This is a genomic window from Cryobacterium sp. M91 (genome assembly GCF_002929615.1).
GTDB classification, from domain to species: Bacteria; Actinomycetota; Actinomycetes; order Actinomycetales; family Microbacteriaceae; genus Cryobacterium; species Cryobacterium levicorallinum.
This window is the reverse complement of record NZ_PJJT01000074.1, coordinates 47,598-72,410: the sequence shown is the minus strand read 5'-3', so window position 1 is coordinate 72,410 and position 24,813 is coordinate 47,598. Positions and strand designations below refer to the sequence as shown.

At 65.4% G+C, this 24,813-nt stretch carries 18 protein-coding genes and 1 pseudogene; 3 read left to right on the top strand and 16 right to left on the bottom strand.

Going from position 1 to position 24,813, the window contains the following annotated elements:
• Positions 1 to 147 precede the first annotated feature (147 nt).
• The 4 genes from CXY80_RS04545 to CXY80_RS04530 form a co-directional block, all read right to left on the bottom strand.
• The gene (locus CXY80_RS04545; RefSeq protein ID WP_092448232.1) at positions 148 to 774 is read right to left on the bottom strand and encodes a thymidine kinase; all 627 of its coding nucleotides are present in this window, start codon (positions 772 to 774) and stop codon (positions 148 to 150) included.
• Complete coding sequence (locus CXY80_RS04540; RefSeq protein ID WP_104131759.1) at positions 775 to 2,184, bottom strand: hypothetical protein; 1,410 nt, start codon at positions 2,182 to 2,184, stop codon at positions 775 to 777.
• Entirely contained in the window at positions 2,181 to 3,503 is a 1,323-nt protein-coding gene (locus CXY80_RS04535; protein WP_104131758.1) for an ATP-binding protein, read from the bottom strand. Before CXY80_RS04535 ends, CXY80_RS04540 begins: the two co-directional genes overlap by 4 nt.
• Before the next feature lie 69 nt (positions 3,504 to 3,572).
• The gene (locus tag CXY80_RS04530; RefSeq protein ID WP_233194976.1) at positions 3,573 to 4,778 is read right to left on the bottom strand and encodes an Rv2578c family radical SAM protein; all 1,206 of its coding nucleotides are present in this window, start codon (positions 4,776 to 4,778) and stop codon (positions 3,573 to 3,575) included.
• Between the two features lie 267 nt (positions 4,779 to 5,045).
• Between CXY80_RS04530 and CXY80_RS04525 the strand changes: the two genes are divergently transcribed.
• The 3 genes from CXY80_RS04525 (at position 5,046) to CXY80_RS04515 (ending at position 7,070) form a co-directional block, all read left to right on the top strand.
• Complete coding sequence (locus CXY80_RS04525) at positions 5,046 to 6,257, top strand: DNA topoisomerase IB (protein ID WP_104131757.1); 1,212 nt, start codon at positions 5,046 to 5,048, stop codon at positions 6,255 to 6,257.
• 89 nt (positions 6,258 to 6,346) lie between these two features.
• Positions 6,347 to 6,772: a hypothetical protein gene (locus tag CXY80_RS04520; RefSeq protein WP_146070679.1), complete on the top strand. Its 426-nt coding sequence runs from the start codon at positions 6,347 to 6,349 to the stop codon at positions 6,770 to 6,772.
• Between the two features lie 16 nt (positions 6,773 to 6,788).
• Entirely contained in the window at positions 6,789 to 7,070 is a 282-nt protein-coding gene (locus CXY80_RS04515) for a hypothetical protein (protein WP_104131755.1), read from the top strand.
• A gap of 71 nt (positions 7,071 to 7,141) precedes the next feature.
• On the opposite strand, the gene CXY80_RS04510 is transcribed toward CXY80_RS04515, so the two are convergent.
• The 12 genes and pseudogenes from CXY80_RS04510 to CXY80_RS04455 form a co-directional block, all read right to left on the bottom strand.
• Positions 7,142 to 7,450, bottom strand: coding sequence for a hypothetical protein (locus CXY80_RS04510; protein WP_104131754.1), 309 nt, complete (start codon positions 7,448 to 7,450; stop codon positions 7,142 to 7,144).
• A 181-nt stretch (positions 7,451 to 7,631) separates the two neighbouring features.
• Positions 7,632 to 9,110 carry a malate:quinone oxidoreductase gene (locus tag CXY80_RS04505; RefSeq protein WP_104131753.1) on the bottom strand — a complete coding sequence of 493 codons (1,479 nt, stop codon included), beginning with the start codon at positions 9,108 to 9,110 and terminating at the stop codon, positions 7,632 to 7,634.
• Positions 9,107 to 10,528 (bottom strand): PP2C family protein-serine/threonine phosphatase, encoded by a 1,422-nt coding sequence (locus tag CXY80_RS04500; protein ID WP_233194974.1) that lies wholly within the window; start codon positions 10,526 to 10,528, stop codon positions 9,107 to 9,109. Before CXY80_RS04500 ends, CXY80_RS04505 begins: the two co-directional genes overlap by 4 nt.
• Complete coding sequence (locus tag CXY80_RS04495; RefSeq protein WP_255411832.1) at positions 10,525 to 10,950, bottom strand: ATP-binding protein; 426 nt, start codon at positions 10,948 to 10,950, stop codon at positions 10,525 to 10,527. The genes CXY80_RS04500 and CXY80_RS04495 overlap by 4 nt, the downstream gene beginning before the upstream one ends.
• 7 nt (positions 10,951 to 10,957) lie before the next feature.
• Positions 10,958 to 11,290: an STAS domain-containing protein gene (locus CXY80_RS04490; protein WP_104131751.1), complete on the bottom strand. Its 333-nt coding sequence runs from the start codon at positions 11,288 to 11,290 to the stop codon at positions 10,958 to 10,960.
• Between the two features lie 129 nt (positions 11,291 to 11,419).
• On the bottom strand, positions 11,420 to 13,420 hold the full coding sequence (locus tag CXY80_RS04485) for a glycosyltransferase (protein ID WP_104131750.1): 2,001 nt from the start codon (positions 13,418 to 13,420) through the stop codon (positions 11,420 to 11,422).
• 438 nt (positions 13,421 to 13,858) lie between these two features.
• Positions 13,859 to 16,258 (bottom strand): bifunctional diguanylate cyclase/phosphodiesterase, encoded by a 2,400-nt coding sequence (locus CXY80_RS04480; protein ID WP_104131749.1) that lies wholly within the window; start codon positions 16,256 to 16,258, stop codon positions 13,859 to 13,861.
• A 98-nt stretch (positions 16,259 to 16,356) separates the two neighbouring features.
• Positions 16,357 to 17,612, bottom strand: a pseudogene (locus CXY80_RS04475) (IS110 family transposase).
• Between the two features lie 207 nt (positions 17,613 to 17,819).
• Positions 17,820 to 18,890: an aspartate-semialdehyde dehydrogenase gene (locus CXY80_RS04470; protein WP_104131747.1), complete on the bottom strand. Its 1,071-nt coding sequence runs from the start codon at positions 18,888 to 18,890 to the stop codon at positions 17,820 to 17,822.
• A gap of 380 nt (positions 18,891 to 19,270) precedes the next feature.
• Positions 19,271 to 20,548 carry an aspartate kinase gene (locus tag CXY80_RS04465; protein ID WP_104131746.1) on the bottom strand — a complete coding sequence of 426 codons (1,278 nt, stop codon included), beginning with the start codon at positions 20,546 to 20,548 and terminating at the stop codon, positions 19,271 to 19,273.
• A 478-nt stretch (positions 20,549 to 21,026) separates the two neighbouring features.
• Positions 21,027 to 21,626, bottom strand: a complete 600-nt coding sequence (gene recR / locus CXY80_RS04460; RefSeq protein ID WP_092448250.1) for a recombination mediator RecR — start codon at positions 21,624 to 21,626, stop codon at positions 21,027 to 21,029.
• A 3-nt stretch (positions 21,627 to 21,629) separates the two neighbouring features.
• A complete protein-coding gene (locus CXY80_RS04455; RefSeq protein ID WP_233194970.1) occupies positions 21,630 to 24,623 on the bottom strand; it encodes a DNA polymerase III subunit gamma and tau in 2,994 nt (997 codons plus the stop codon).
• Positions 24,624 to 24,813: the final 190 nt, after the last annotated feature.

The window sequence follows — 24,813 nt, the reverse complement described above, 5'->3', positions numbered from 1 at the left end:
GATCATCTTGAAATACCTAGGTGGCTTTCAGGCTAGCGCGCGATTGCAGCATTACATAGCCCGGCCGGGGCTGAACCACGGGTTATCGCGACCGAATCGCCGCAATCACACCTGAAGTGGGGGTAGGCACAGTAGTGTTTCGCGGCGTTACGCGTCGGGACGGCTGCGGTTATTGAGCACGCCGTGGCTCTCTTCGAGGTAGCAGCTTCCGCAGAGCGATTCGTAGGTGACCTCTTCGCCATCGATGGCCACCTGGTCGCCGTCGAACACATAGACGCCGTCGATCTTGCGGCCGTTGAACACGGCCTTGCGTCCGCAGCGGCAGATGGTCTTGAGCTCTTCGAGGCTGTGGGCCACTTCGAGCAGACGGCGGCTTCCCGGGAAGGCGACGGTTTGAAAGTCCGTGCGGATTCCGTACGCCAGCACGGGCACGTTCTCGAGAATGGCGATGCGCAGCAGGTCGTCAACCTGGGTCTCGGTGAGAAACTGGGCCTCGTCGAGCAACAGGGCGCTCACGTCACGGCCGGACTCTTTCAAGACCTGCGCGCGGTGCTGCTGGAACAGGGCGTAGGCATCCGTTTGCGGGGTGAGCAGAAAATCGACGGCGCGCATCACGCCGAGACGGGAGAGAATTCCGCGGTCGCCCTTGGTGTCGACCGACGGTTTGGCGAGCAGCACGTGGTGGCCGCGTTCCTCGTAGTTGTATGCCGCTTGCAGCATAGAGGTGCTTTTGCCGCTGTTCATGGCGCCGTATCGAAAGTACAGTTTCGCCATTTAGGTGCCTTTGGTTGAGTTTGAGCCGCTGCGGTCAGCGTCAAATTCTAGCGTGAGAAGCGGATGCCGGCTGGTCACGCGCACCTGGGAGAAGACGGCGCGGAGCACGCTGAGGTACGGGCGCAGGGCCCGGCGGCGCTGGTACGGGGGCAGCGAGATTCCGGCCTGAATGGTGATGGTGTCGACGGCGCGTGCACCGGTCGAGCGCGATCGGGGCTTCAGCTGCGCTTGCGCCTGGGCTTGGGTGCGGGCTTGCGCGGCGGCTTGCTCCTGGGCGGCGGTCACGATGGCGATGGTCGTGGTGTCGGTGGCCGGGGTAGGGTGGGCTCCGCGGGTACCGAAGGCCTGGGTGACCTGGGCGGTGTCGGCGGGGGCGGGGCCGGACCCGTCGATTTGCACGACGAGGCTGGTCGGATCAAAGCCCTTGAGGGTGCAGAGCGCCACGAGGATAGCGCCGGCGGCGGCACGCTGGTCGGAGTCGAAGGCGGTCGCTCGGCGCTCGGGGTCGGCAATGACGCAGAGCGGGTTGAGGCCGCGCTCGGTCAGTGCGGCGCGTTCACGTTCGATCAGGTCGTCGAGCCAGGTGTGGTCGACTTCGGCCACGAGCACCCGACGCACCTGGAAGGCGAGGGAGCGGGCCCGCTTCACGTCGGCGGCGGTGAGCGCATCCCGCTCGAGCACATCGGCCAAGAACGGCAGCACATCTGCACCGAGGTTCTTGACGCGATGGTCGACGACCTCGTGCGCGAGGAGGTCGCGATTCTCCTCGGTGCGCCCGCGGATCGCGCGGCGGGCATCCGTTTGCCAACGGTGAATGGAATTGACGACCTGGCGCGAGAACGCGGCGGCGGCGAGGCTGGGCGCGAGCACCTGGGTCATGGCGATGATCGCGAACAGGGCGGGCGGGGTTCGCACGCCGAGAAAGGGCGCTTGCACGAGGGCGGTGGCGCCGACGATGATCGCTGAGATTCCGCCGAGCGCGAGGATTTCTTTCCACGGCCGGAACGGAGCGAGGGCGAGCAGCAGCAGGCCGAGTCCGATCGGGGCGAAGTCGTCCTGGATCATGCCGTTGTACTGCCAGGCGCTGGCCGCGGCGAGCACGTGGGCGACCAGTCCGAGGGCCACGACGACGATCGCACGGGTGCGGGTGAACGGGGCCAGGTCGGGGCGCGCCGACCAGACCAGCACGGCGGCCGCGATAATGAGCGCGACGACGGCCGAGACCGCGAGCTCCTCAATTTGGATTTCGTGCGGACGCGACACGGTCGCGGCTATCGCGTAGGTCACCACGATCAGGGCGACGACCGGGGCGATCGGCCAGGCAGCCAGGCCACCGATGGGGTCGAGACGCTGCTGTGAAGCGGATGCCGGTGCGCGCGGCCGGCGCGGCGTGGGGGTCGCGCGGGTCATCGGGGGTACCGGGGGGCGGGGGTGGCATTGGCCGGGGTGGCATTGAGGCTGCCGGGCCGGACCGGCGTGTGGTGGGTGGGCAGGGTTGGCTTCGGTTTGATGCTGGGGGTTTCGGCCGGCACGGTCAGTCGCACGCTTGCGCCGGCGCCCGGGCGGCTCCAGATCAGCACGGATCCGCCGAGCTGCTCGATACGTCGCCGCACGGACTGCCGTAGACCGAGCCGGTCGGAAGCGGATTCCGATTCCGTGAAGCCGCGGCCGGCATCCGTTATGAGCAGTGAAATAGTGGTGCGGTCAGACTCAATGGAGAGTTCGGCGGAGTCGATGCCGGCGTGGAGGATGACGTTGACGAGGCATTGCTGCACGGCGAGGCCGACGTCGCGGTCGCTGCCGGCGTCGAGGCGAGCGAGGGCGTCACGGTCGCCGGTGACCTCGACTTTCAGCCCGCGATCACGGCAGCGTTCGACGGCGGTGTAGACGGCGCTGGAGCGCCAGGCCGGGCTTGGTGTTGGCGCTTGCTCGTGGACGGTTGGCTGCGGTGAGGTGGTCGTGCGGGCGTCGATATCGGCGAGCCAGTTGGTGTCGTGCAGGGTGGTGAGGGTGTCTCTCAGGCTGGCTTTGAGGGCCGGCGAGAGAGCGCCGGGTTCGGCCAGGGAGAGCGCGACGAGCTGGGAGACGGTCGTGTCGTTGAGCAAAGCGATAGCGCGGGTATCGAGGGCATCGCGCAGCTGGCGGTTGGCGCCGTCCTGCACCGCGCGGTGGATGGCGGGTTGGGCGGCGTTGCTGGCGCGGCGGTCGATTCCGGCGAGCACCATAACCCCGACGAGTACGAGGTAGGTCGAAAGGGTGAACAGGTCGGGCCGGTAGGGCACGGTCGTGCCGACGATGGCGAGGAACGCAGCCGCCTCGGCGAGCAGAAACGCCGCGGTGCTCCAGAGCACGCCGGCGAGGGCCGTGGATCCCGCGCCGCCGACCATGACGAGGGCCATCTTCGGCAGGGCGACGAGGAACATATTCGACGCGGGGAATACGTCGGGTACGCCGAGCACGGTGGCGGTGAAGACGTAAACGCCGAGGGTACCAACGAACAGATAGGCAACGGCCAGCGGGATGCGCCGATGCCGGGTAAAGAGGATGAGCAGGGCTGCCATGACGGCCACAACCACGATGGTGATCCAGAGTTCGGGGGTTCTGAGGGCGAGGATACTGACTGACAGGATCGCGGCGCTAAAGCAGGTCAGCGCGAACCAGTGCGCGCCCCGTGCGATGGCGCATGCGAGCGTGCGCTGGACCAGATGGCCGGGTAACCCTAGAGACATATTTCCCCCAATAGGTAAGTATGCCATCGGGGTGGGTGGGGGTTGGGTGCGGGGAAGGCAGTGATGGGGTCAGAACAGGGTCGGGGCCAAGTCGGTCGGGAGTTCGGCGGCGATCAGGGACCGGGGCGCCTCCGTGCTCCGGGCCCACTTTAGGGAACCGGGCCCATGATCCATCATGGGCCCGGTTCCCGGGCCCGGGCCCGGTGAACGGGCGGGGGTGAAGGCGGGCGTCCGGCGGGCGGCGGGCATCCGTTCTGGGGAAGACGGGAGAGCGCTGGAGCGGAGGCCGCCGGTCGCGGGGTCGACGATGCCGCGTTCGAGGCCGTGCGCGCGAATGAGCGGCTTGATGCGCGCGGCGAGCCAGGTGCGGTACTCCTTGGGCGCGTATTGGCCGCCGGCGTAGAGCTCGAGGTAGCGGGCAACCAGCTCGGGATGCTCGCGGTCGAGCCAGCGCAGGTACCAGTCCTTGACGGCGGGCTTGAGGTTGAGGCCGGAATAAAGCACGCTCGTGGCTCCGGCCGCCTTGGCCTGCCGCAGCGCCTCATCGAGGTGCGCGCGGGTGTCGGTGAGGAACGGCAAAATGGGCATGAGAAAGACGCCGCAGTCGAGTCCCCGTTCGCGCACCGCGGTCACAGTGGCGAGGCGCGCCTTCGTCGTGGGAGTTCCCGGCTCGACCGACTGCTGCAGGTCGTCGTCGCGCAGTCCATCATCATAGATGGCAATCGACATGGCCAAATCGACTGGAACGTGCTCACTCGCCTCGACGAGCAGGTCCAGGTCGCGGCGCAGCAGTGTGCCCTTGGTGAGAATGGAGATGGGGGTTTTGCTGTCAGCAAGGGCCGCGATGATGCCGGGCATGAGTCGGTAGCGTCCCTCGGCGCGCTGATATGGGTCGGTGTTGGTGCCGAGCGCCACCGGATGCCTCCCCCAAGTGGGCTTGCCGAGCTCCTTGCGCAGCACCTCGGCCACGTTGACCTTGACGATGATCTCGCTATCGAAGTCTTTGCCGGCGTCGAGGTCGAGGTACTGGTGGGTCGGCCTGGCGAAGCAGTAGGTGCAGGCGTGGGAGCATCCGCGATAAGGGTTGATCGTGTAGCCGTACGGCAGCGCGCTCTGACCGGGTACATGATTGAGCGCCGACTTGCACAGGATCTCGTGGAACGTGATTCCGGCGAACTCGGGCGTCTGCACGCTGCGTACGAGATTATTCAGGCGGGCGAGTCCGGGAAGGGCGCCGACCTGTTCGGTCTGTAGTTCCTGCCCGCTCCACCGCATGGATACAGTCGAACACAAGTTCTAGCAAAGTGCAAGTGATGCCAGAAAAAACCGCACTGAAGCGGATGCCGCGGCTCGCGTCGCGGCACTCGTTCGAGACGCGGCCCCCCTACGCAGGGGTGCCGCGAGTGCCGCGAGCTCGGCCAGCACTGCGGGCCCCAGCGAGAGCGCGACGGGCAGGCGATGGGCGGGCAGCGGCATCCGCTTTCGTGCTGACGAGGGCGATTCGCACTACTGTTTCGGCATGCGCACACCGACGGTACCCGCGTGACCCGGCTGCGTCGCAGCGACCCGACCCGGCCGGGGTATTCCCGGCGGCGCGCGGGCACGGGCTTCAGCTACCGCGACCCGGCCGGGCAGAAGGTCACCGAGAAGCAGCTGCGCGAGCGGTTCGCCGCCCTCGCGATTCCGCCGGCCTGGACCGACGTGTGGATCTCGCGGCACCCGAACGGGCACATCCAGGCCATTGGCATCGATGCGGCCGGGCGCCGCCAGTACATCTACCATCCGGCCTGGCGCGAACAGAAGGACCGCCTCAAGTTTGAGCGCGCGTTGGAGCTGGCCGCCTCCCTGCCCCGGGTGCGTGGTCAGGTGACCCGGGATTTGCGCGGGGACAGCGAGCCGCGCGCGCGGGCCCTCGCCGCGGCATTTCGCATGCTCGACCTCGCCTCCCTGCGCATCGGCAGCGAGCGTTATGCCGACGACTACGGTAGCCACGGGCTCTCCACCCTGCTCTGCTCGCACGTGTCGGTGCGGGGAGACTGGGTGCGGCTGGACTTTCCCGCCAAGAGTGGCCAACAATTTCAAGGCGTGATAATGGATGCTGACCTCGCGACCTATCTGCGCGCCCGCCTGCGCGAGCGCCCGGCTGCACCGCTACTGTCCTGGGTGGTCGACGGGGAGGAGACTGCTCTCTCGGCCGCCGATATTAACGAATTCATCAAGGAACGCACCGGCGGCGAGTTCAGCGCGAAGGATTTTCGCACCCTGCGGGGCACGGTCGCTGCGGCCCAAAGTCTGGCCCAAAGCCTCGCGCAGAATCTGAGGGCGGCGGCTGGCATGACCAAGCACGAGGATGAGGCGAGCAGCGATGCGGGGACAAGATCGGGCAGCACTGGGAGCAGGGCGAAGGCCAGCACCGCCGGGAAGGGGGCAAGGGACGGCACCGCCGGAGCTGGCAGGAAACCCGGCACTACCTCCATCCCCGCGACGGCGACCGGCGTTGGGGCCGTGCCGGCAGCATCCGCTTCACGGCAACCGCGGGCGGCGTCGCGCAACCGTCGCGCCGACACCCGAGCTATTGCCGAAGCGATGCGGCAGGCGGCCGCGGTGCTCGGCAACACCCCCGCGATCGCACGCACGAGCTACGTCGACCCGCGCATCCTGGATCTGTTCCGTGCCGGCGAGACCATCGACCCGGCCGGACGCGTCTCGGCCGAGACGGCACTGCGCACGCTCGTACTCGGTGAGGATGTTTGAGAAACGACGCTTAAGAATGTCGCACGTTCGCGGTATAACTTGAGTGCCGCTCAGCTGATCCGGCTGCTGTCTATAAGAAAGGTATGCCCGTGACCCACGACTCTGACCCCGTTGAAGAACCGCCCCTGGACATTCCTGAGCCGCCCAATACTCTCACAAACCCCGACCAGCTCGTTGGACCTGACGGACCCGACGGCCCGGCCCAGGAACAGGCCAGCTCGGCTGATGTAAGCACCGTAGCGGCCGTTCCGGTCGCCAGCGCCGAGACCGGTCCCGACGGCCCCGCACCGAGCGATGACGGCTCAACGGCCGGAGAAGCCGCCACAGCCAGCCCGGTCGAGCCCGACAGCGACACCGATCCTGACAGTGACAGCGACACCGAAGACGGCCAGGACAACGCCGACAACGAACCGAACCTCGACGATATCGACCCCGCCGACAACCCGTCGAACCCCAATCTGGTCGGCCACGATATCGATGAAGAAGCCCCCAACCTCGCCGAACCAACCGCCTAACCCCAAGGAGTCCCCCATGAAGGGCAAGTTTCTGTTTCTCGCCGGCACCGCGACCGGCTTCGTACTCGGATCCAAGGCCGGCCGCCAGGCCTACGACCGCATCGCCGCGAAGGCCCGCCAAATGTGGGGCGACCCCGGCACCCAGAAGGTCATCTGGCAGGCCGAAGGCATCGCGCGCGACGCCGCCACCGTGGCCCAGACCAAGGTGAGCGGTCTGCTCGACCAAGCCCAAGCATCCATTAAGAAGGAGGAGCGCAAGGCAAATTCGACCCCGGATGCCGACAGCCACGACCTATAAATCCGTCACGACGGCCACGCCCCGGCTGGAGTCCCGGTGGGGGTGTCCGGCCGGGTGGTTTCCCGGGCGCGCTAGTCGGTGACGCGTGAGCTCACACGCTCGGTCGGCCCAAATGTGGCGGGAGGCTCGGGCGCACCCGGCACCAGAAAGCTGGCTCGGGCGCGGTCGAACGAGGAGTAGAACCAGCGCGTGTTGAGCACGCCGAGCTTGGTCACTCCGTAAACTCCCCCGATTTGTTCGATGACTCCCATGAGGGCGGCCGGGTCGCCTTCCGGTAGTGCGGGATCTCGAACCAGCCATTCGGTGGATGAGAGCTGGAGGATGCCGAGTTGCGATACGCGCAGATTCTCCGCATCCGAAACGCCATTGTTCGGGTTCACTTGCCGCCTCCGGGCCGCTTTGGAATATTAAGTAGACCCCGGCCCACTCACTCCTTCAAAGGGTTGACGGCACCCTCCTACGTGACTCTCACGAAACGCCCAACTGCCAGGCCGCGAGAGCGCAAAAAGTGCCCGATTGAAGGGTTCAATCGGGCACTTTTTGCGCTATCGCGTGAGAGGCCTAGTTACTAAGGTGCAGCACCTCGGCCGTCGCGGCGAGGGACGCGGCGGCAGCTGCGGGGTCGTCGGACAAGCGGGTGCCATAGCTCGGAATCATCTGGCGGATGCGCGGCTTCCAGCCCTCAATGCGGTCGGGGAAGCAGCGGGCCAGCAGGTCCACCATGATCGGCGCGGCCGTCGAGGCTCCCGGCGAGGCACCGAGCAGTCCGGCGATCGAACCGTCGGACGAGGTGATGACCTCGGTGCCGAACTGCAGCACTCCGCCGAGCTTGGCATCCTTCTTCATGACCTGCACGCGTTGGCCGGCCGTGATCAGTTCCCAGTCGCCGGAAACCGCAGCGGGAATGAACTCACGCAGGGCCTTGAGCTTGGCGTTGCGCGAGGCGAACACCTCGCCGATCAGGTATTTCATCAGGTCGAAGTTGTGACGCGCGACCGCGAGCATCGGCCCGAGGTTGTGCGGGCGAATGGAGAACGGCAGGTCGAACCAGGTGCTGGTCTTCAGGAACTTCGGGCTGAATCCGGCGTACGGACCGAACAGCAGCGACTTTTCGCCATCGACCACGCGAGTGTCGAGGTGCGGCACCGACATGGGCGGGGCACCCTTCGCCGCCTTGCCGTACACCTTGGCCTGGTGCTGGGCGACGAGCTTGGGGTTGGTCGTGCGCAGAAACTGGCCGCTGATCGGAAAGCCTCCGAACCCCTGAATTTCAGGGATTCCGCTCTGCTGCAGCAGCGCGAGCGCGCCACCGCCGGCGCCGACGAAGACGAACCGCGCGTTGATGGTGCTGCGGGTCTGCCCGACCTGACGCAGCAGTTTGAGGTTCCACGAGCCATCCGCTTTGTGCTGGAGGCCGACGACCTGCTCGTTCATGTGCATGTTGACCCCCTGCTTCTCGAGGTTGTCGAACATGAACCGGGTGAGGGCGCCGAAGTCGACGTCGGTGCCGCTCGCGATGCGCGTGGCGGCGATCTTCTGGCCAGCCGGACGATTGCGGGTGAGCAGCGGAGTCCAGGTGCCGATCTTTTCGACGTTGTCGCTGAACTCCATGCCGGCAAACAGCGGTTCGGTGACAAGTACGGCGTGCCGCTTGCGCAAGTACTCCACATTGGCTTTGCCGTGCACGAAGGTCATGTGCGGGGTGGAATTGATGAACTTTTCAGGCTCCGGCAGGGCACCAATAGAAACAAGGTGCGCCCACAATTGCCGGCTGATCTGGAACTGCTCGTTGATCACAACGGCCTTGTCGGCGGTGACCGAACCGTCTGCAGCCTGCGGCATGTAGTTGAGTTCGCACAGCCCGGCATGCCCGGTGCCGGCGTTGTTCCACGGGTTCGAGCTCTCCTGGGCCAGTTCACCGAGGCGCTCGTACACCTCGATGCGCCAGTTGGGCTGCAGCTCCTTGAGGAGCGTTCCGAGGGTGGCACTCATGATGCCGCCACCAATGAGGACAACGTCGACAGTTCCCTGAGAATTCACACTTTCGAGTGTATCGCTGCAAGCGGGTGCGGCCGACCCGCCCTCCGCTCCGTGCGGCTCACGACGATGACGGTGACGTCGTCGGTGGCGACCAGGCCGGCCATGCTCATGATTTGGTCGATAGCAGCCTGAGCGCTCTCTGCTGCCCGAACGATCTCTGCCACTTTGTCGAGCGCTCCGAGCGTGCCGTCGAACAGGTCGAGAACACCGTCGCTGACCGAGACGAGAACGTCGCCGTACCCCAACTGCACGGATTCTTCGATCCATTCCTGTTCGGCCTCGGCTCCAAGAGGGAGTCCACTGGTGGCCAAACGTTCGCTGGTGCCGTCTGCCCGAAGCAGAAGCGACAGTCCGTGCCCGGCGTCGATGTAACGCACGACTCCGGTGTCCATGTCGAGACGGGCATGAAACAGGGTGACGAAGCTGCCCGCCTCCTCCAGGTCGGGTTCGAGGGTCGTCGCGGCCGCCTGCACGACATCTCGTATGTCGTCGAGGCGGGATCCGGCGCGCAGCATAGCGCGCACCGTCGCGGCGAGAATGGCCGCACCGATCCCCTTGCCCATGACGTCGGCCAGGGTGAACGCGGCACCCTCCCCCACCGGATACCAGTCATAAAAATCGCCGCCGACGGCCAGCGCCGGTGCACACCCGCCGGCCACCTCAAAGCCCGGCAGGCTAACCAGCTTCTTGGGCAGCAGGCCGCGCTGCACCTCGGCTGCCCGGTCGAGTTCCTGGTTGGCATAAAGGTCGTTCTGCACCCAGACCGCGAGGTCGCGCAGCAGCACCTCTTCCTCCGGGCTGAACGAACGCGGCAGCGAGTCGATCAGGCAGATCGCCCCGAGACGCTCACCGCCCGGCGCCTCGAGCGGATACCCGGCATAGAAACGCACGTGGGACTGACCGACGACGAGTACGTGATCCTGAAAGCGCGGGTCGATCGTGGCGTCCCGCACGATCAGAGCGCTCGGTTCGGTGAGCGTGTGTTCACACAGCGCAACGCCCCGCGGCATCTCGCTCATCGCCACGCCCGAAGTCCATTTGTACCACTGACGATCGTGGTCCATCAGGGAGATTCCGGCAAATTCCACTTTGAACAGCTCTTTAGCCAGGCGGGTAATGCGATCGAAGCGTTCCCCGTACGGCGTATCAAGCAGACGAAGCTCCTCGACCGCACGTTGCCGGGCCACCTCCAGCGCGTCCTCGACGACCACGGACACGTCGGTGACGACCGCGGTCACGGCGAGCGCCACGGCCGGGGAACCCTGCACCGGGGCGGGAGTGGCGCCGCCGGAATCACCCACCCCCTCGCGTGCTGCCCCGACCTGGTCGGCCACACGGGAGACGTTCAGCACGTCGCGTACTGCGCCAATTGCGGCCGCGACCACGGCGGCAGTGAGTTGCTTGTCGTGAGCGGTCATGAGTCCAATCTCCGCACAATGTGCCATTTATTGTAGTTACCGTCTCGGCTGTAGCCCAGAACGTCGACGAGAGCTCGGATAAGCGGAAACCCTCGAGCAGATTCCGAGAGAGCGTCGGGCATCGGTGCCCGCTGGTCTACCGGCGTCAGTTCGGTGGGAACCAGACCGACCGGAACCGGGATGCCATCATCGCGCAGGGTGGCATCGAGCTGCCGCGGGGAGATCTCCACGCAGACGACGCAGGTGACCCCGGATCCGGCATCGCCGTGGCGGAACACATTGGAGACGAGCTCGATCAGCGCCGTCTCAAACGAAAACCGGTGGGTCGAGGAAACTTCAGGAGCATTCGTCCAGACGCTCTCAAGCATCGTGTGGATCCTGTCGACACTATCTGGCGGCGAGCGCAAATGTAGGGTGTGCACGCTCACATCAGCTCATGAACGCAAGCTCAGCCGTGGGATACACGCTGAGCACGCGTTCCATATTGGTGAGCTTCAGCACCAGGCGAACCTGTTCGTTGGGTGCGGCGATGCGCAGATCACCGCCGACCTGCCGGGCTGCCTTCAGCCCGCTGATCAGGGCGCCCAGCCCCGAGGAGTCGATGAAGACGAGCTCGGAAAGATCGACCACAATGCGATTGCTACCCTCGGCAACGGATGCTGCCACCACGTCTCGCAGGCGCTGCGCGGTGACCATATTGAGCCGTCCGGCCAAGTGCACAACGGCTACGCCGTCACTGAGACTGGTTACTTTGTATTCCATGGTGCACCCCGACGCGGGGCCCGTCAGAGCGAACCCAGATTAATTATGCATGACCCACTGTGGGAAATGTTCAAAACGCAGATTGTAGCTTTCGTCCGTTAGATTTGCGCGGCCGGACCCACCATTCCATCACACGATCGGCGACCCGACCTGGTCCGTGGCGACCAGCTGTTTCGGGGCGAACCCCTGATAGCGAACGGCCGGAACCAGCACGCTGAGAATGATCAAATCGAAGATGACCCAGGCCACGTTGACCCAGGTTCCCAACGGTTCGCCGATGCCGAGAGCCAACCGGATGAGGCCGACGACGGCGGCCAGAACGAGTACGACCGCGACGACGATCTGCAGGCGGATCAGGTGCCAGGGCGCTGCACTCTCCTGCCGAACCTTTGGCGTGACTGCGAAGTCGAGCGGACGGTGCAGCACCACGTTCGCCAGTGCGGTGGTCCCGGCCTTGATCCACACTGGGAACAGCGCCAGGCTGTATTGCTGGCCCCGCCAGGTGGAAATTCCGTGGCTGGAGATGATGAACAGCACCTGGTTGGCGACCAGGAACGGCAGAAAATGCAGAAAGAATTCGAGCGCGGTCGTATTGACCGGCAGAATGCCGAAGCAGAGAAAGATCACGGGCGCGGCAAAATACACCAGCGCGGCGTATCCGCTCAGATAACTCCACATGGTCGCGAAGTACATCAGCCGCTGCGGCACGGTGAGGCCGCGCTGCAGCAGCGGGTTCTCCCGAAGCATCACCTGCATCGTGCCCTGCGCCCAGCGCAACCGTTGGGTGATCATGGTGCCGAGATCTTCGGGGGCGAGCCCCACGGCGAGGGTCTCGTGGTGGTAGACGCTGGTGAACCCGAGGCCGTGCAGTCGCATGCTCGTGGCCATGTCTTCGGTGACGCTGATCGTGGCGAGCGGCATCAGCGGCTGGGCTTGGTCGGCGCAGTCGACGTCAATCGAACGCAACAGCTCCTGCACGCATTCCAGCGCCCCGAGGGGAGAAAGATCGCGGGACGCGAGCAGATCGATACTGCGGTCAAGGTCCTCGGGAAGCGGGTAGTCGGCATCCGTTTCGTCTTGCATCTCGCGCAGTGCCGCGAGGTCGAGGGCGAGCAGGTGCAGGTCGTCGGCGACGAGGTCGCGCGAGACCGTGGCAATGCGCTGTTGCAGCGTGTAGGTTGCCTGCCCGATGGTTTCGCCGGCGGCCAGCGCGGCGCGCGTGTCGTTGATCGCCGCAGCGACCTCGTGCAGGGCGGTCTGCACGGTCGGGTTCTGCGCGTCCTTGGCTCGACCGGCCCGGGCGAGCACGCGTGATGCGCCGGTGAGGGCGCGCGTGACGGAGCGCTCCATCTCGAGCACGTAGCGGGTGACGCCGAGCTGCATAAGTGCTTCGCGGCGTACGAGTGCGTTGGATCCGCAGAAGAACGCGGCATTCCAGCCGTCTTTTCCCTGCTGGATCGGACCGTAGAACAGGGACGCCTGGCTGCCGAGCGGATCGGCCGCCGTGACGTTTTCGAAGACCTGCGGCGTCTGCACCAGCGCGACCCTGGGGTCCTCAAAGTAGCCGAGGGTCCGGTCGAGAAATTCAGGCACCGGCACCTGATCGGCATCGAGAATCAGCAGAAACTCGCCCTCGGTGCACATGAGCGCGTTGTTGAGGTTGCCGGCCTTGGCGTGCAGCGGCCGTCCCTGCCAGTCGGCCCCGCGGGTAATGTACCCGACGCCGAGCTCGTCGGCCATCCGGTGCATCTCGGGCCGGTTGCCGTCATCGAGGAGGAAGGTGGTGTGCGAATAGCGGATGTCGCGCGCGGCGGCCGCGGTGCGTCGCACCAGTGGGACGGGCTCGTTGTAGGTCGTGATGAAGACATCGACGGTGAGATCGGATGCCGGACCGGCGGGGAGCTCGCGATCGCGAGCACGCCACATCGTGAGTCCAAACAGAGCCACATCAATAAGGCTGTAAGTCTCGGCCAGAACGAGGGCCAAGGCGATCCACCAGGCGTCCCAGTTGAGGGAGAAATACCAGCGCCAGATGATGTAATTCGCGCCGAGTGCGATGGTGAGGATCACCGCCACTCGCAGGAGCAGAAGGTGTGGCGCGAATCGGCCGGGACCAATTGATACACCCATGATGCTCCCTGGTACCTGCCCGCCACGACCAGCGAACCTATCGATAATAATAATCCCACGGACACCAAAAGGTCTTTCCCCAAAGTGGGAATTGTGTCGCAATTCTCTGTTATTTTCAGTTCGGTGATGCGTCTGCCCGACGGCGGGGAGGGGTTCGCAATTCGGCGGGATGCGAGCCGTTTTTCGCTACTCCCGCCCGCGGTTATTCGACTCTCCCGCACGGGAGAATACCGCTACATGGTGCCAGAAAACACTCAGGGCTGAATCGTCGCCATCGTCAAAGATGACGCGGACATTCCCAACCTGCACGAGAGTGCACTCACTAGGCGGGATTGATCGCCATCGCCACGATCAACAGGTTGGAGGGCATCACCGCTCTCCGACCCTGGCGTGGCCTGGCCTGGCCTGATGACGCAGAGTCCAGTCCCGGGTGGCCGCTTACTCCGGAAGGGTCAGCGCGGATCGATGATCGACCCGGCTCGTTGAAGCTATCTCAAACGGGTCGATCGCACGCACTGGGCGCACGGCCTGTGCACCGAACTCCTCGAGTCGTGCAATGGTTTCGGTGAAACTTTGCGGCACACCGAAGTGGAAGCCCTGAGCACTGCGAATGCCAAGCCGGGCCAGTTGGGTGGCAATCAGCTCGTTCTCAACCCCCTCGACGATCATCGAGTATTCAAGTTTGTCCCCAAAATCCTGCAGTGCTACGAGCACCTCGCGCTGCCGAATGTCAGCGAGATCGTCAACGAGGCTGCGGTCGATTTTGAGGATGTCCATCGGCACACGAACCAGCGAATCCACCGACGAGTCTTCGGAGCCGTAGTCGTCCAGAGCGATGAGAATGCCGCGATCACGCAGACGGTTGGCCTGCTCCCGCAGTTCCGGCGACACGCGCACGACAGACCGTTCGTTCAATTCAAGGCAGAGTGAAATCTCCGGGTACTTTGTGAAAAGTTCTTCGAAGAACCCACCCAACCGATCCGGTGCGATCTGATCGCCGTCCACATTGATGGCCATGCACACGATTGCGGGCTCGATCAGGCGAAATTCTGCTGCCGCCACCATGGCGCTCGCCGCGACCCGCCGGGTGAGTTGATCAAATCGTGCGATGCTCTTCGCTTTCTGCACGAGAAGGGGAGGCGAGATCGCACCAAATTCCGGATCGACGTACCGAAGCAAAGCCTCAAATGCCCAAATCTTGCCCGTAACCAGGCTGACGATGGGCTGGTACGCCACATCGACCTCATCATTGTCGATGGCCCGGGCCACGGCGACAGTGAATTGCGACGAACGATGGGACGAAACATGGATGCTGCTGGCGGCGGCCGGGTCAGAGCCTCCCCGACGCCGGGCTTTCTTCACAGCGAGCAGGGACTGGTCGGCGTCGAGAACCAGCGCCGCGACATCCGTTTCAATCAAGGCTGAAAAGGCGAGCCCGATGCTGAGCCGTGGGGTGATAGTGAGGTCACCGAAGGACACCGGCAGGATCGCGGCGGCCAAAATAGTTTCTGCGAGAGTGGAGGCTTCCGCCAGGGTGGACAATCGGGTGAGAACAATCACGAATTCGTCTCCGCCGACCCGCGCCACGATGTCGTGCGGGCGCGCTGCCTGACGCATCCGCTGGCCGACAACCTGCAGAATCACGTCGCCGGCCTGGTGTCCATGCGTGTCATTGAGACGTTTGAATTCGTCGAGGTCAACGAACAAGACCGCGATGGCCTCGTCATCGCCACGTTTGCTGTTGATGGTGTCGAGGGCATCCTGAAAAGCGCCGTAATTGGGCAGGCCGGTCAGGGAATCGGTGTTGGCGCGGGCGGTGACACCGGCCAAATTCTGTCGGGCATGTATGACAAGTTCGGCCGTGGCCGCGAGGGCTTCGAGTGCTCGCCGGTCGACTCCGGAGAATGCGCCATCCATGGCGTCGCGGCGGGCAACGACGAATCGCGGCTCGCCGGTGAAGCGAACCCCGACGCCGATCGCGCCGACCTCGGCCGGTTCAGACTGCACGACAATGGACTGCACTCCGATCGCGCCAGCAGCGGCCTGGCACAATGCTTCAGTGATGTCGATCGGTGAGTCACCGCCGCGGCTAGCGCTGAGAAGGCTGCTTCCCACGATCAGACCATTCAGTCGTCGCCGCATATCCCCCATCGTGCGAAGCACGATAGCCACCAGCGCCACGACAAAACTTCCCAGCAGTGTGCCGACCGCGGTTTCGGGCGGCGTGCGCCCCGAGCCAGGGGTCGGCAAGCCGACGACGGCCCAGTGTGCCGAGGCCATTGCCAGCCCAGCCAAGCCAACGACGAGCAGGCACAAGCGTAGTGGTGAGATCAGGGTCGTCCCCCCACGATCAGACGGAGCATAGATCAGCCGCGTGCGTAACAATTCAACCGCCAGCACGAAGACTACGTACCCTACGGATGCCGCCGCCACCGCAGCCAGCGCCGGCACGGCGACCCGCTCCAGCAACCACACGATCAGGAGAAAGAGCGTGCAGCCCATACTCGCCAGTCCCGCGCTGTAGACGGAGACGTTGACGCGGCGAGATTCCGCCATGAGCGCGACGAAGACACCCAGCATGATGACGCCGATAATGGCGTGGGCGGGCAGCACCGGCGCCAGGGCGGGCACAGCCAATACCGGCACGCTCATGGTCGGCGATCGGTGGACGACGCTTCCGACCCGAATCAAGGCAATTTCGAGTGCCGCCACGCAGATCACACCGGCCAGGGCGGGAACCAATCGACCGCCGGGATTCGCCAGAATGACGACGACGGCACTGGGAATGAGCACCAGGCCAATTGCCCCGAACACGCCGAAGAAAATGCGCTGCACCACTCTCCCCACCACACTTCGGCTCACGCGATCAAATGCTACGCGATTTGCTCCCTAGTGCAAGTCGCTGTGCGCAATGAGGGGGTGCCCCTATGTTTTTGTCAAGCGGCGAGTTGGTGTTCAGTGTCGTAGAGGGTGCCGTCGCGCAGCATGGCGAATAGAACATCGCAGCGGCGTCGGGCGAGTGCGATGAGGGCTTGGTTGTGGCGTTTGCCTTGGACGATTTTTCGGTCGTAGTAGGTCCGTGAGACGGGGTCTCGGAGTGCTGCGAAAGCGGATAGGAACAGGGCGCGTTTGAGGATCTTGTTTCCTCGTCGGGAGGGATGTTCGCCGCGGATTGAGCTGCCGGAGCGTCGGGTCACGGGTGCGAGGCCGGCGTAGGAGGCCAGGTGGCCGGCGGTTTCGAAGTGCTTGCCGGTGACCTCGGTGAGGAGCCGGGCTGCGGTCCTGACGCCGACTCCGGGCATGCTCGTCAGGACGGGGGAAAGAGGGTGGTTGTTCACCAGCTTCTCGACCTCGACGGCGATGTCGGACCGCTGCCGGCGCAAGGCGGCGAGCTGTTCAGCCAAGCGCGGGAGGACCGTTGCTGCGGCATGGGTGCCGACGACCACGACAGTTTGTTCGCCCAGTGCCTGGGTGATTTCTTCTGCCAGGCGGCGGCCCATCCGTGGGGCCAGCTTCAGCAGCCGGGTGGCCATCCGCGTGGTGCCGGCTGTTTTCATCGCCGCCGGTGACGGGTAATGCTGGAGCAGATCTAGCATCGCTGGGTGGTTCAGGTGCGGGCCCACGACCCGCTCCAACGCTGGGTGAATCTGGGTGAGCAGCCCGCGAATTCGGTTGCTGGTCGCGGTCATCTGACCCACGATGTCATCGTCAAAACCACATAGCATCGACAGCTCCGCGACTGACTCATCAGCCAGCTGAATCGACCGCAACGCATGCGGCAGCGTCCGGGCGGCTTGGGCGATGATCGCTGCGTCGCGGGCGTCGGTCTTCGCCTCACCCGCGTGGAGGTCGGCGATGCGCCGCATCGCCAGGCCGGGCAGGTAGCCGACGAGGACTCCTTCGGCTTGGGCGACGGCGATCGGCAAGGCGCCGATCGTGGCCGGCTGATCCACGATAACGAGCACCGTGCCGGACTGTTTCAGCTTCCGCAGCACCGCCCGCATCTTGCCTTCGTCGTTCGGTAATGCTTTGTCGAAGAGGACCTTGCCGGCCCGGTTCAGGGCGACGGCGTGGTGCTCGCCTTTGCCAACGTCGACACCAACGAACACGTCGACGCTGTCATAGTTTTCGATCATGACTGCTCCCATCCACTTGTATTCGTGGCCTGGTCTACGGCGTCAAGTCTCGGCATCCACGTTACGAACGACCTCGGCTTTACGCCTAGTCGAGCCCCTATCAGCGATCACCCGACGCCAATCGAGTCCGGTGACAACACCCCCCGGATCATCAACGACTGGGGGTAACAATCATGCCGGACCCGACAGGCCAACTCCCTCAGATACTCACACCATCCGAGGTTACAAACAAGGTAACGGGGCAGACGACGAAGTCGGCGCGGTTAGACAACGACGAGGTCGGCAGCGATGAGCTCGGCGATCTGCACGGCGTTCAGCGCCGCACCCTTGCGCAGGTTGTCGTTACTGATGAAGAGGGCCAGGCCACGGCCATCCGCTACGCCTTCGTCCTGACGGATTCGGCCGACGAAGCTGGCATCCTGCCCTGCTGCCTGCAGCGGGGTGGGGATGTCGGTCAGTTCGACGCCGGGCGCGGTCTTGAGCAGTTCCTCGGCGCGGGCGACGCTGATCGGCTTCGCGAACTCGACGTTGATCGAGAGGGAATGACCGGTGAACACCGGAACGCGCACGCAGGTTCCAGAGACGAGGAGCTGGGGCAAACCGAGGATCTTACGGCTCTCGCCCCGCAGTTTCTTCTCTTCGTCGGTCTCGAACTGACCGTCGTCGACGATGGTGCCGGCGAGCGGAATCACGTCGAACGCGATCGGGCGGGCGTAGATGGTGGGCTCGGGCAGGGCTACGGCGCTGCCGTCGTGCACGAGCTGGAACAGGTTCTCGTCTTGCGCCGCGACGCGCACCTGGCTGGCGAGCTCGAACGCTCCGGCCAAGCCACTGCCGGAGACGGCCTGGTAGGTGCTGACGATCAGGCGCTTGAGCCCGGCCTCGTCGTGCAGTACCTTGAGCACGGGCATGGCGGCCATGGTGGTGCAGTTCGGGTTGGCGATGATGCCCTTGACGGCGAGCTTGATGGCTTCGGGGTTGACCTCGCTGACGACGAGGGGAACGTCTGGGTCCATCCGCCAGCCCGACGAGTTGTCGACGACGGTGACGCCGGCCGCGGCGAAGCGGGGAGCCTGCGCCTTGGAGAGCGTGGCCCCGGCCGAGAAGATAGCAACGTCGAGCCCGGTCGGGTCGGCGACGGAGGCATCTTCGACCGTGATTGACTCGCCCCGAAAGGTGAGGGTGGTGCCGGCCGAGCGTGCCGACGCGAAGAAGCGGATGCTCTTCACCGGAAAGTCACGCTCCTCCAGCAGACGACGCACGACGGCGCCCACCTGTCCGGTGGCTCCGACGACGCCGATGTTGATTCCAGAAGTGCTGACTGAGGTGGTCACGTGTGTTTCCTAACGTCGTTGGGGCTGTCTCCCGTGGCTCATTCAGGAAACACCGGCGATCCTGCCGATATTTTCTCCCCAGAGCGGATGCTGCGGGTCGATTCCCTGAATTAGCTCCCAAAAGGTGGGGTGACGAGGTGGTGCGGGTGGTTGATGCGAGGTTCTCCCCCCACTTCGCGCATAACTCCTGCAATTTCGTCGCCCGCCGGTTCAGTCCCGAGCAATTACAGGGCAGTCAAAGTCGATGATGACAATTTGCAGGAGTTATGAACGGGCTGGGGCTGGACTGGGTGGTGAGGCGGGGAATCCGCTCGCCGAGGTGTGAGTTGTGTCCGGTTTCGGCCGAAACCGGGGACGAAACTCACAGCGTGGCGTGGCTGTTAGCGGCCGGAGCCGCCGTGCACGATGGCTTCAGCATCACCGTCGAGCCCGAACGCGGTGTGTACCACGCGGAGGGCTTCGTTGATGGTGTCGGCGCGGGTGACGACCGAGATGCGGATCTCGCTCGTCGAGATCATCTCAATGTTGATCCCGGCTTCGTAGAGTGCCTCGAACAGTTTCGCTGAGACACCGGTGTTGGTGCGCATGCCGCCGCCGACCAGGGCGAGCTTGGCGATCTGGTCGTCGTACTGCAGGCCAGCGAATCCGATGCGGTCGCGCTCGTTGGTCAGGGCAGTGAGCACCTGCTGGCCCTCCGACTTGGGCAGAGTGAAGGAGATGTCGGTGAGTCCGGTCGACGCGGCCGACACGTTCTGCACGATCATGTCGACGTTGGCGTTGGTCTTGGCGACGATCTTGAAGATCAGGGCGGCCTTGCCGGGAATGTCGGGAACGCCGACGACGGTGACCTTCGCTTCGCTCAGGTCGGCGGCGATTCCGGCGATGATGGGCTCTTCCACAATTTCTCCATTTTCTCGCGCGGTCGCGGCGTTGTAGACGATGGTGCCGGTGTTGTTGTTGAAGGATGAGCGCACGTGCAGCGTGACCCCATGGCGGCGAGCATATTCCACAGCGCGAATATACAAAACTTTGGCTCCAGCGGCGGCGAGTTCGAGCATCTCTTCGCTCGTCACGCGCTCGAGTTTTCGAGCTTTGGGAACGACGCGCGGATCCGCTGTGAAAACGCCATCGACATCCGTGTAAATCTCGCAAATGTCGGCGCAGAGGGCGGCGGCCAGTGCGACGGCGGTCGTGTCGGAACCGCCGCGTCCGAGGGTGGTGATGTCTTTGGTGTCGCGGTTGAAGCCCTGGAAGCCGGCGACGATCGCGACGGCACCCTCGTCGAGGGCATCGCGGATGCGTCCGGGCGTGACGTCGACGATGCGCGCCGAGCCGTGGCTCGCGTCGGTGATCATGCCGGCCTGGCTGCCGGTGAAGGAGCGGGCGTCGTAGCCGAGGCTCTTGATGGCCATCGCGAGCAGCGCCATGGAGATGCGTTCGCCCGCGGTGAGCAGCATGTCGAGCTCGCGCGGGGCGGGCAACGGCGTTACCTGATGGGCGAGGTCGAGCAACTCGTCGGTACTGTCTCCCATCGCCGAAACGGCGACGACGACCTCGTTGCCGGCCTTGCGGGTGTCCACGATGCGCTTGGCGACCCTCTTGATACTTTCGGCATCGGCGACGGACGATCCGCCGAACTTCTGCACGATCAAGCTCATGTGACTCCTGAGATGGGGGTGTCGCTGGCCGATGTTCGGGCCGCGTCCAAGTTCCCATCCTAAATGCTGGTGCTGACGGGTGGGTGCCATGTGACACTGTGCGGCGGCGTTCAGCGAATTCAGGGGCACGCGTGCAGGGCGGGCGCTCAGGAGTGCGCGTGCAGGCGGGGGCGTGGGAGGGCGCTATCCGGACGCCGGGCCCAGGATAGGGAACCGGGCCCATGATCAAGCATGGGCCCGGTTCCCGGGCCCGGGCCCGGGAAGTAAGACGAGACCGCGCGGGGAAGTCACCGCACCGAATCACTCGACGGGCCCGAATACGGACGCCGGGCCCAATGTTAGGAAACCGCGGTCCGGATACGGTCGCCGGGCCCAGGATAGGGAACCGGGCCCATGATCAAGCATGGGCCCGGTTCCCGGGCCCGGGCCCGGGAAGTACTACGAGACCGCGCGGGGCGGCCGCAGGTGCGGCGGGTGGCTAGTGGGTGACCTCGCGGCGGCCCTCGAAGGCGCGGCCGAGGGTGACCTCGTCGGCGTATTCGAGGTCGCCGCCGACGGGCAGGCCCGAGGCGAGACGGGTCACCTTGATCTCGAGCGTCGTCAACAGGCGCGAGAGGTAGGTGGCAGTCGCCTCCCCCTCGAGGTTCGGGTCGGTGGCGATAATGACTTCCTGCACTGTGTTGTCGGCGAGGCGCTGCATCAGCTGGCGGATACGCAGGTCGTCGGGGCCGACCCCGTCGATCGGGCTGATGGCTCCGCCGAGCACGTGGTACAGGCCCTTGAACTCGCGGGTGCGTTCGATCGCGACGACATCCTTGGCCTCTTCGACCACGCAGATCGAGGTGGGGTTGCGGCGCGGGTCGCGGCAGATCAGGCAGGTCGGCTGCTCGGACACGTTGCCGCAAATGTCGCAGAACCGCACCTTGTCGCGCACCTCGAGCAGCACGTTGGCGAGCCGGGTCACGTCGAATTTCTCGGTCTGCAGAATGTGGAACGCGATGCGCTGCGCCGACTTCGGTCCGATGCCGGGAAGCTGGCCGAGCTCGTCGATCAACTCTTGAACGATGCCTTCATACATGGTTTAGTGGTCGTTTCTGGTTCGGGGCGCCGCGGTGTACGGCTGTTCTTCGATGAAGGTCGCGCCCAGGATCTCGCGTACCACGGCCTCACCATAGCGCTGCTTCTCAGCGAAGGACGGCGCGCGGGACGGGTCTTTCGCGGCTCCGCGCTGGCCGGATGCGTTCGGGTGCTGGCGCTGCACTGGCGCAGACTGCAGGCCGCGGTTTTGCTGATCGCTCGGCTGGCCAGCGTTGCGCTGGCCGTTCGGCTGGCCGTTCGGCTGGCCGGGAGCGTGAGCCGCGTTCTGCTGGCCTGAGCGACGCGAATCCTGCTGCCCTGCACTGCTTGGCTGCCCCGAGCTCAGCTGCGAAGCGGATGACTCGGCGTCGGCCCCGTAGTCGGGCACGCGTTCCTCCGCGGGCGCGTCCATTTCGGGCGGCGCGTCGTCGTCGTCAAATGGCGGGGGCGCATCGTCAAATGGCGGCTCGTCCCCGCGCGGGGACGCGGAGCCGGCGAGCGAAGACGGCGCTAAGACTGGAGTTGACGACGACGAGGAAGCCGAGACCGAAGCCGCGTCGGGTACGTCTGATATTGGAGCCGCGGGACTGGCGAGTGCCGGGGCATCCGTTGTGTCGTCGACGAGGGCAGGCAATGCCGGGCCGTCGGGCGAGCCGGGAATCGCCACGGTGGCCCACCCAGTGGTCGAGGCGGCGACGGGCGAGGCACCTGCTGGTGTGGAAGCTGGCGCTGTCGCGGGTGCCGCAGTAGCCGCAGCCGCAGGCGCAGCGGTGGGAGTAGCCGGCGCGGGAGCCCCGGACGCAGACGCAGAGGGCGCGGAGGTCGCAGGCGCGGAAGCAGGCGACCGGACTTGCGCGGCCTCGGTCGAGGCTGGATCGGTGAGCGCGGATTCTGCTGTGTCGGCCGCGTTCTCAGTCGACCCAGGTGATGCGCTCGACACAGAGTCGGCTCCGGAATCTGCCGGCACGGAAGTTGCCGGCACGGAAGCTGCCGGCGGTTTCGGTGCGGGAACCGCTGGCGCAGGCTCCGCGGCGACGGTCGTCGAGTCGCCGGACGATGTGCTCGGCGAGGACGTTTCACGGCCGGCATCGACCCGGGCGATGAACTTGACGCGCAAGCCGAGCACGGCGACGATCGCGGTGCGGAGGAAGTCGCTCGTTCCCATTCCTGGAACCTTCTGCTGCTTGAAGCTGTCAACGTCGGCAACGCTCGGGAACGACAGCGCGAGTACGTCACCGTTCAGGCTGAGCACGTGCGCGGTGTAGACGACGAGCCACGCGGTCGTTTTTTCCGTTTTCACGGCCTCGAGAATTTCGGGCCAGGCGTCTTTCAACTGCTGCAGGGAGACCGGTGCCCCCGGGATGGCGGTCTCGTTGGGCAGGCCTTGGATCGAGCCTGTCGAGATTTCGACCAACGGAGAGGGTGAGGCCGCGGAGGTTACTGGCGCGCCGGAAGCGGCAGACGAGGAGCCCGGCGTAGAGCTCGAAGAAGGTGCTGCGCCCGCGGAAGGGGCGGAACCGGAAGATGACGCGGGCCCCGCGGAGGAAGGTGATGCCGCGGAGGCGCCCTGAGTTCCCAGGATGGCGGTTTCAACAGGCTGGACCAGCGGAGCAGGAGGCGTCGCGGAGTTTGCTCGCGCGGCCGAGGCCGCGTCGGGAGCGGAGGCGGCAGGTGTTGCAGAGCCTGGCGCGGAGGGCGACTGAGCACCGGGAGCGGCGACGCCGCCAGCTTGCGGTGCCGCCGCGGGCGCGACCGGGTCCCCCACCCGCTGATCGAGCTTGCCGAGATCGCCACTGGCCGACCGGGGCGCGGGCGCCGACGCAGCGACCCCGTCGACCCCGATGCGACGCTCGAGCCGCTCGACCCGGGCGAGGGCGCCGCGGGTTGTGTCATCGGTCGCGGGAATCAGGGCGCGCGCGATCATCAGTTCGAGGTGCAGGCGCGGCGAGGTTGCCCCGCTCATCTCGGTGAGGGCGGCGTTCAAAATATCGGCGGTGCGCGAGAGTTCGGCTGGCCCGAAAGCGGATGCCTGCACGCTCATGCGCTCCAGCTCGTCTTGCGGCACCCCGCGCAGCACCGCTGCAGCTCCCGCGACGCTGGTGGCCGCGACGATGATGAGGTCTCGCATCCGCTCGAGAAGGTCTTCGACGAACCGGCGCGGATCTTGCCCGGTCTGGATGACCCGGTCGACGGCGTCGAACGCGGCCGCGGAATCGCGGGCTCCGATGGCGTCGACGGCTTCGTCGAGCAGCGAGGCGCTCGTGTATCCGAGCAGGGCGACGGCGCGCTCGTACTCAATGGACTGACCGTCGGCCCCGGCCATGAGCTGGTCGAGCAGTGACAGGGTGTCGCGCGGCGAGCCTCCGCCGGCGCGCACGACCAGCGGCAGCACGCCCGGAGCGACGACCATCTTCTCGACGTCACACATCTGCTGCACGTATTCGAGCATCGGACCCGGCGGCACCAGCCGGAACGGATAGTGATGGGTGCGCGAACGGATGGTGCCGATCACCTTTTCGGGTTCGGTGGTCGCAAAGATGAACTTCACGTGTTCCGGCGGCTCCTCGACGATCTTCAGCAGCGCGTTGAAGCCCTGCGGCGTCACCATGTGTGCCTCGTCGAGGATGAAGATCTTGTAACGGTCGCGGGCCGGCGCGAAGATAGCGCGCTCACGAATATCGCGGGCATCGTCGACACCGTTATGGCTGGCCGCGTCGATTTCGACGACGTCGAGCGACCCGCCGCCGTCGCGGGCGAGCTCAACGCAGCTCGGGCAGACGCCGCACGGAGTGTCGGTGGGGCCCTCGGCGCAGTTCAGGCAGCGGGCCAGGATGCGCGCGCTCGTGGTCTTGCCACAGCCGCGCGGGCCGCTGAACAGATAGGCGTGATTCACCCGGTTGGTGCGGAGCGCCGTCATCAGCGGATCAGTCACTTGGGACTGGCCGATCATCTCGGCAAAGGTCTCTGGCCGATAGCGGCGATACAGGGCGGTAACCACGCTCTAATGGTACTTGCCGCAACCGACACTCGGCCGCGCGCAGGCGTCCGCCTGAAGGTCAAGACCCCCGCACCCACGGATGACGTGCGCGACCGGGCGTGCTTAAGTGCGAAGATCGCGCGCGCTAAGGTTCAGTTCAGCGTCAAATCGGCCTGAGCGCAGTGACATTTCTCTGCTTTCTGCTGATCGT